Source organism: Stenotrophomonas geniculata ATCC 19374 = JCM 13324, assembly GCF_001431625.1.
Taxonomy (GTDB): domain Bacteria; phylum Pseudomonadota; class Gammaproteobacteria; order Xanthomonadales; family Xanthomonadaceae; genus Stenotrophomonas; species Stenotrophomonas geniculata.
On record NZ_LLXT01000162.1, the window covers coordinates 1 to 6,298 of the forward strand.

The 6,298-nt window shown below is 67.3% G+C and carries 4 protein-coding genes; 1 reads left to right on the forward strand and 3 read right to left on the reverse strand.

Translation table 11 applies throughout. The annotated features are described in order from the left end of the window. Positions 1 to 126 precede the first annotated feature (126 nt). The 3 genes from ARC63_RS21960 to gap form a co-directional block, all read right to left on the reverse strand. A complete protein-coding gene (locus tag ARC63_RS21960) occupies positions 127 to 1,503 on the reverse strand; it encodes a DUF3999 domain-containing protein (protein ID WP_010484085.1) in 1,377 nt (458 codons plus the stop codon). After that, positions 1,503 to 4,178: a DUF2339 domain-containing protein gene (locus ARC63_RS21965; RefSeq protein WP_057504381.1), complete on the reverse strand. Its 2,676-nt coding sequence runs from the start codon at positions 4,176 to 4,178 to the stop codon at positions 1,503 to 1,505. Before ARC63_RS21965 ends, ARC63_RS21960 begins: the two co-directional genes overlap by 1 nt. A gap of 125 nt (positions 4,179 to 4,303) precedes the next feature. Then, positions 4,304 to 5,308 (reverse strand): type I glyceraldehyde-3-phosphate dehydrogenase, encoded by a 1,005-nt coding sequence (gene gap, locus ARC63_RS21970; protein ID WP_010484083.1) that lies wholly within the window; start codon positions 5,306 to 5,308, stop codon positions 4,304 to 4,306. Between the two features lie 193 nt (positions 5,309 to 5,501). Here gap and ARC63_RS21975 point away from each other — a divergent pair, with 193 nt between their 5' ends. After that, positions 5,502 to 6,131 (forward strand): OmpW/AlkL family protein, encoded by a 630-nt coding sequence (locus ARC63_RS21975; RefSeq protein ID WP_057504382.1) that lies wholly within the window; start codon positions 5,502 to 5,504, stop codon positions 6,129 to 6,131. The last annotated feature ends 167 nt before the right edge of the window (positions 6,132 to 6,298 follow it).

A 6,298-nucleotide genomic window follows, 5' to 3' on the forward strand; every position in this document is an offset into this window, starting at 1 on the left:
CCGCGGCCAAGCCCCCAGGGACGGGTTCACGGCGTCTCCCGCGAACCCACCCCGCCCGGCCAAGCACGGCTTTTGCTTTACGCGACCAACCGCCCACCCACGAGGGGCTGCGCCGTTCGCCGGAACCTACGCCGAAGGCGCCGGCTTCTGCCGAAGCAGACTGACCGCCAGGCCGCCCACTACCAGCACACCCAGACCCAGCAACGCCCACAGCAACCACGACTTCCAATCGTGCTGCGGTTTCAGCGCCGCGTCGCCGGCCAGCGGCTCCGGGCTGCCTTCCAGGCGCGCCAGCGTCGGCTGCCACGACGGGTCGTTGCGCAACCGCAGTTCCTCGATCAGCACGCCAATCGGCGCCTCCGTGCGGCGCGCGGTCGAGCTGCCCACCGCCAACGCGTAGGGCGCCGCGCCCTGGCTCAGGAATACCAGTACTTCGGGCTGGTAACCCAGGCGCAGAGTCGGTGCGGTGGCCGTTTCGGCGGGGTTCGCCACCAGCTTCCAATAGCGATCCCGATGCACCCCGCCCAGCGGCTGCGCGGCCGATTGCTGCCGTTGGCCCTGCGCACCCTGCTGCAGCTGATAGGCAATCCACGGTGCACTGCGGCGCTGCCATTCCGCGCTCTGGTCATCACGGCTGAACAATGTCCACTGCACCAGGCTGTTGTCGGTGCTGGCCACGTCGGCACGTGCCGCCGGGAAGCGGCCATCCATCTCGAAGGTGTATTCGCCCTTGCCCTTCGAGGTCGGTTCCAGCGACAACCATTCCCACGGCAGCGTCGCCGGTGCCGGCGGCAGCTCGGCCAGTACGCTGCGCAGCGTCGGCAGACGCGCATCGCCTTGCGCCAGCACGCGCAGATAGCGCGCTTCACCATCCACCTGCAGGCGGCGCTGCAGCAGGCGCTTGCCGGCGCGCTGCAGATCCACCAGCGGAATGTCGCGGCCAATCGCACGCCAGTGCTGCAGGTCGTCGCTGACGTCCAGCTGCACCTGAGCCTGCAACGGCTGGCCACTGTCAGCCCAATCCAGCACCAGCGCCGCCAGCGGCTGCTGGCCCAGCACACTGGCGTCGATCAGCCAGCCACCCTGCCCGCTTGCCGCCGCACCCCCACTCACGCGGGCTTCCACGCGACGCACACGGCCATCGGTATCGCGCTCGGTCAGCAACTGCAGGTCGTTGCGCTGTGCTTCGGCCAGTGGCGGCAACGCGAACCACGGCAGCTCACGCTGCACCGGCGGCTGTGCCAGCGGCTGATCCGGCGCCAGCAATGCCGACGGCAGCGATTGGCCGGCGGCATTGAACACCTGCACATCGCCCAGGTCCGCACTGCCGGCGCGACGGTAGATCGCCGGTTCCAGCACAACACGGTAGGCACCCGATTGTGCGCTGGACAACGTAAGCGGCCACTGTTCGGCGTACTGGGTACGGTAATCGGCGGCCTGTGCGGTGACGGCGGCCAGCATGCCGAACATCGCCGGCAGCAGCGCCCTGCTCCACGTCTTCATTATTGTTTTTCCTCCACGGTCGGCGCCGCGCTCGGCGGTGCCGGTGCCAGATAACCCACGACCGTGCACAGCAGGCCGTAGGCGATGAACGATGCAATGCCCAGCAGGTTGCCCAGGTGCTGGCGATCAACAATGACCAGTTTGGCCAGTACCACACCCATCAGCACGGCACCGACCATCCACAACACGCGCTGGCCGCGGCGCGAACCCCATACCCAGGCGATCACGCCGAGCACACTCCACAGCACGGTCAGGCTGGTCTGCGCCAGGCTGGAACGCATCATCGACGAACTCCACGACAGGCCGCCCCACTGATGCACGCCGTGCAGCACTAGGCTGGTCAGCGCAACGAAGGTGGCCAATGCCAACAGCGGCAGCCGGATCTTCACCAGTGCCTGCGGCGCCTGACCGCTGTACAGCCAGCGCGCCAGCAGCGCCAGGCTCAACCACTGCCCCAGCTCGGCCGGGTTCAACACCGGCAGCCACAGCAGCGGCGCTGCGTCACCCGGCAGCAACTGGCCGAACAGCCAGCCTGCGGACAGCAGGCCGAACAGCACGCACTGCAACGGCAGGCGCACGCTGTCGAAGGCAGCCCCCAACGGCCAGCGCAGTGCATCCCAGCGCCACAACGACAGCGCCGCCATCAGCAGCCACGGCAGCGTGAACAACAGCAGCGTCCAGCCCTGTGCCAGCCCGGCCTCGCCGCCGCCCCACAGGGCCAGCAACGAAAGCAGCGACGGCCACAGCAGCCACCACAGGAACTGCGCGATGCGTGCCACGGTGTTGCCGCCCTGACGCAGGCACAGCAACGTACGTACGCCCAGCGCCGCAAACACCGCCCAGGCCAGTGCGCCATAACCGGCGAACGGCTGCTGGTGCGCATCGCTCTGCATCAGCGCCAGCGGGAAGCCCAGGGCCAGCATCGCCAGTGCGGTTACGCCCAGCGCGCGTGCCGGCTGGCGGCGCTGCATTTCAGCCGCCAGCCAGGCCGTGGCCGCGACCAGCACCAGCAACGCATCGGCCTGCGTGCGGTGCGGGAAGAAGCGGAAGATCTCGTGCACCAGGCCGCCCAGCCACCACAGCAGGCCCCACAGGTAGTAGACCAGTGCGATCTCATGGCGCTCCCTGCGCTGGTAACTCCATGCCGACGCGAAGCCGGCAATGGCCAGCAGCAGTGCACCGATGGCGGTCGGGTTGAGCAGGAAGCGTGCGTCTTCGAGCCAGTGGTCGGCGCCAGCCACAAAGGCGAACGCAGCACCGATCTGCAGCAACGCGCCGGACACCTGCGGCAGCCAGCGTTTCTGGCGCAGGCCCAGCCAGGCCAGGCCCGCACCTTCCAGCGCGAACACCGCGCCGGTGGCACGCGCAGACAATGCCAGCGGCACCGCCAGCGTGGCGAAGCCCACCGCCAGCACCGCATGCGACTGCGCCAGCACGGTGTATGACGCGCGCGCGATCAGTGCCCGCGCCAGTACGGCGTAGATCGCCGCTAGGCCCAGTGCGCACAGCGCCAGCGTCATCGGCTGCTCGTGCAGCATGCCCGCCTGCATCGAGAAGGCGACCAAGGGCGTGCCGAACACCAGGCTGCCGTCGACCAGGTCACGTCGCCCGGCGGGCTGCCGGCGCGCGTACAGCAGCGGGATCAACAGGTAGAAGGCGAAGAACAGCAGCAGGAACGGCTCGGTGCTGCTGAACTTGTCCGGCGCGTACTGCAACACGCCCCAGAACGTACCGATGCCGAAGGTAAAAGCGAAGCCAAGCAGGTTCAGCGCACGCCACGGACGGAACCAGGCGATGGTGAAGATGCCAGCGTTGAGCACCGCGTAGTAGCTGAACAGCCCCACGTGGTTGCCACTGCCGGTGGACAGCCACAGCGGTGCCATGAAGCCGGCGAGGATGCCCAGCACCGCCAACGTGCGCGAGTTCTGCACCACCGCCAGCACGCACAGGCCGGCCACCAGCGCGATCGAACTGGCGAAGGCAAACCCGGGGTTGAGCAGCTCGAACCGTTTGAATGCGGCGAAGATGGTCAGCAGCAACACGCCAATGGCACCGCCCTGCAGCGCCAGTGCGAACAGGCGCCGGCGCTCGCGCTGGTGCCAGCCGAACGCCAACAGGCCCAGCGCACCCACGGTGACACCGGCCAGGCGCAGCTCGATCGGCAGCACCAGCCAGCCCTGGTCGCTGACGTACTTCAACAGTGCGGCAACACCGGCCAGCAGCACCAGCATGCCGATCTTGACCGGCACGTTGCCCTCGGTGAACCAGCGCTTGACCGCGCCGATGCCGCGCTCGATGAAGTTGGGCAGCGCCGGCTCGGAAGGCAACGGCGGCTGCAACGGCGCGTGTGGCACCGGCGGTGGTGCGACCGGGCGCGGCACCTCCGTTGCTGCAGGCACCACTTCGCGCACCGGCGGCGGCGTTGGCTGGGACGGAGGCGGTGCGGCAGCCGCCACCGGCCGCAGGAACGGCGGATCGGCGCCGGCCGCAGGCATGGGCGCAGCCCGTTCTGGCGCAGGCTCGGCTGCAACCGGCCGGACGGCCGGCGCGGCGGCCAGGGCACCTTCCAGCGCGGCCACACGGCGGCGCAGGCCGGCAATCATCACCAGCGCTACCACCAGCAGCAGCGGGATGGCCAGCAGGACCAGTACCACCAGGGCGATCAATGCTTCCATAGCATGCTTCCATTGCAATCCCGCGCCCCAGCGGCAGCGGTCGACCGGCCCATGCTACGACAGGGCTGGCCCCATAAACGACGAACCCCGGCCAGGCCGGGGTCCGCGTGCGATCTTCGCCGGCCTTACTTGGCGGCGACGACCTTGGCCATTTCCAGGCACTTGTTCGAGTAGCCCCACTCGTTGTCGTACCAGGTGACCAGCTTGACGAAGGTGCCGTCCAGGGCGATGCCGGCCTCGGCGTCGAACACCGAGGTGCAGGTCTCGCCGCGGAAATCGGTGGCCACCACCTTGTCTTCGGTGTAGCCGAGGATGCCCTTCAGCGGGCCTTCGCTCTGTGCCTTCACTTCGGCGCAGATCTCGGCGTAGGTGGCTTCCTTTTCCAGCTCGACGGTCAGGTCGACCACCGACACGTCCGAGGTCGGGACGCGGAAGCTCATGCCGGTCAGCTTCTTGTTCAGTTCCGGAATGACCACGCCGACGGCCTTGGCCGCACCGGTGGACGACGGAATGATGTTTTCCAGGATGCCACGGCCACCGCGCCAGTCCTTGTTGGACGGGCCATCGACGGTCTTCTGGGTGGCAGTAGCCGCATGCACGGTGGTCATCAGGCCACGCTTGATGCCCCACTTGTCATTGATGACCTTGGCCAGCGGGGCCAGGCAGTTGGTGGTGCACGAAGCATTGGAGACGATCGCCTGGCCGGCGTAGGTCTTGTCGTTCACGCCGTAGACGAACATCGGCGTATCGTCCTTCGACGGGGCCGACATGATGACCTTCCTGGCGCCGGCATCGATGTGCTTCTGCGCGGTTTCCTTGGTCAGGAACAGGCCGGTGGACTCGATCACCACGTCCACGTCCACTTCGTTCCACTTCAGGTTGGCCGGGTCGCGTTCCTGGGTCAGGCGGATCTTCTTGCCGTTGACCAGCAGGTCGTTGCCCTGCACCGCCACGTCGGCCTTGAAACGACCGTGCACGGAGTCGTACTTGAGCATGTACGCCAGATAGTCCGGCTCCAGCAGATCGTTGATGGCCACGATTTCGATGTCGTCGCCGAAGTTCAGCACCGCCGAGCGCAGGACGTTACGCCCGATGCGACCGAAACCGTTGATACCAACCTTGATTGCCATGTTCTCAAGCTCCTGCGGCCGCGACGGGTGCGGCGGGATGGATAGGGCCCACAAGTCTAGCAAACCGGGGCTGGCCACCGCGGGCCAGCCCCGGCGGGCGGCGGGCCGGCAGACAGGATTTGATCCGGATCAAAGCGTTAGCGCGGCGTGAGGCCGAGACTGTCGCCATCCACCCAGCAACGAGATCACCCCCATGCGCAAGACCTCCCCCCTGATCCTGGCCGGCCTGGCCGCCGCCCTGTCCCTCGCCGCCGCCCCGGCCATGGCCCAGTCCAAGGGTGACTGGACCCTTTCCGCCGGCGTGCACCAGGTGGCCCCGAAGTCGAACAACGGCTGGCTGGCCGGCCACACCCTGAAGGTCGACGTCGACAACGACGTCAAGCCGACCATCACCGGTGAGTACTTCATCGCCGACAACCTGGGCATCGAAGTGCTGGCCGCGCTGCCGTTCAAGCACGACATCAACATCAATGGCCTGGGCCGCGTGGGCAGCACCAAGCAGCTGCCGCCGGTGGTGACCGTGCAGTACCACTTCAACAGCAAGGGCAAGGTGTCGCCGTTCATCGGTGCGGGCGTGAACTACACGACCTTCTTCAGCGAAGACACCACCGGTGCGCTGAAGGACAGCCGCCTGAAGCTACAGGATTCGTGGGGCCTGGCCGCGCATGCGGGCGTGGACTTCGCGATCGGCGAGAAGGGCGCGCTGCGCGTGGACATGCGCTGGATCGACATCGACAGCAAGGTGAAGTTGAACGGCGAGAAGATCGGCACGGTCAACATCGATCCGCTGGTGTACGGCGCTTCGTACGTCTTCAAGTTCTAAAGCGGTGTGTTGAGCGCGGGGGCTTCGCCCCCGCGCCCCCGCTGCACGCGAAACCCTCGCAGCATGTTGCCCCGGTGATTGCCGGGGCTTTTTTTGTTCCTGGGACTGAAGCAGTTGTTGCCCCGGTGATTGCCGGGGCTTTTTTTGTTCCTGGGACTGAAGCAGTT

Excerpts from the sequence above, each read along its gene's own strand:
- ARC63_RS21960 (WP_010484085.1), bottom strand. The coding sequence starts at position 1,503 with ATGAAGACGTGGAGCAGGGCGCTGCTGCCGGCGATGTTCGGCATGCTG.
- ARC63_RS21965 (WP_057504381.1), bottom strand. The coding sequence starts at position 4,178 with ATGGAAGCATTGATCGCCCTGGTGGTACTGGTCCTGCTGGCCATCCCG.
- gap (WP_010484083.1), bottom strand. The coding sequence starts at position 5,308 with ATGGCAATCAAGGTTGGTATCAACGGTTTCGGTCGCATCGGGCGTAAC.
- ARC63_RS21975 (WP_057504382.1), top strand. The coding sequence starts at position 5,502 with ATGCGCAAGACCTCCCCCCTGATCCTGGCCGGCCTGGCCGCCGCCCTG.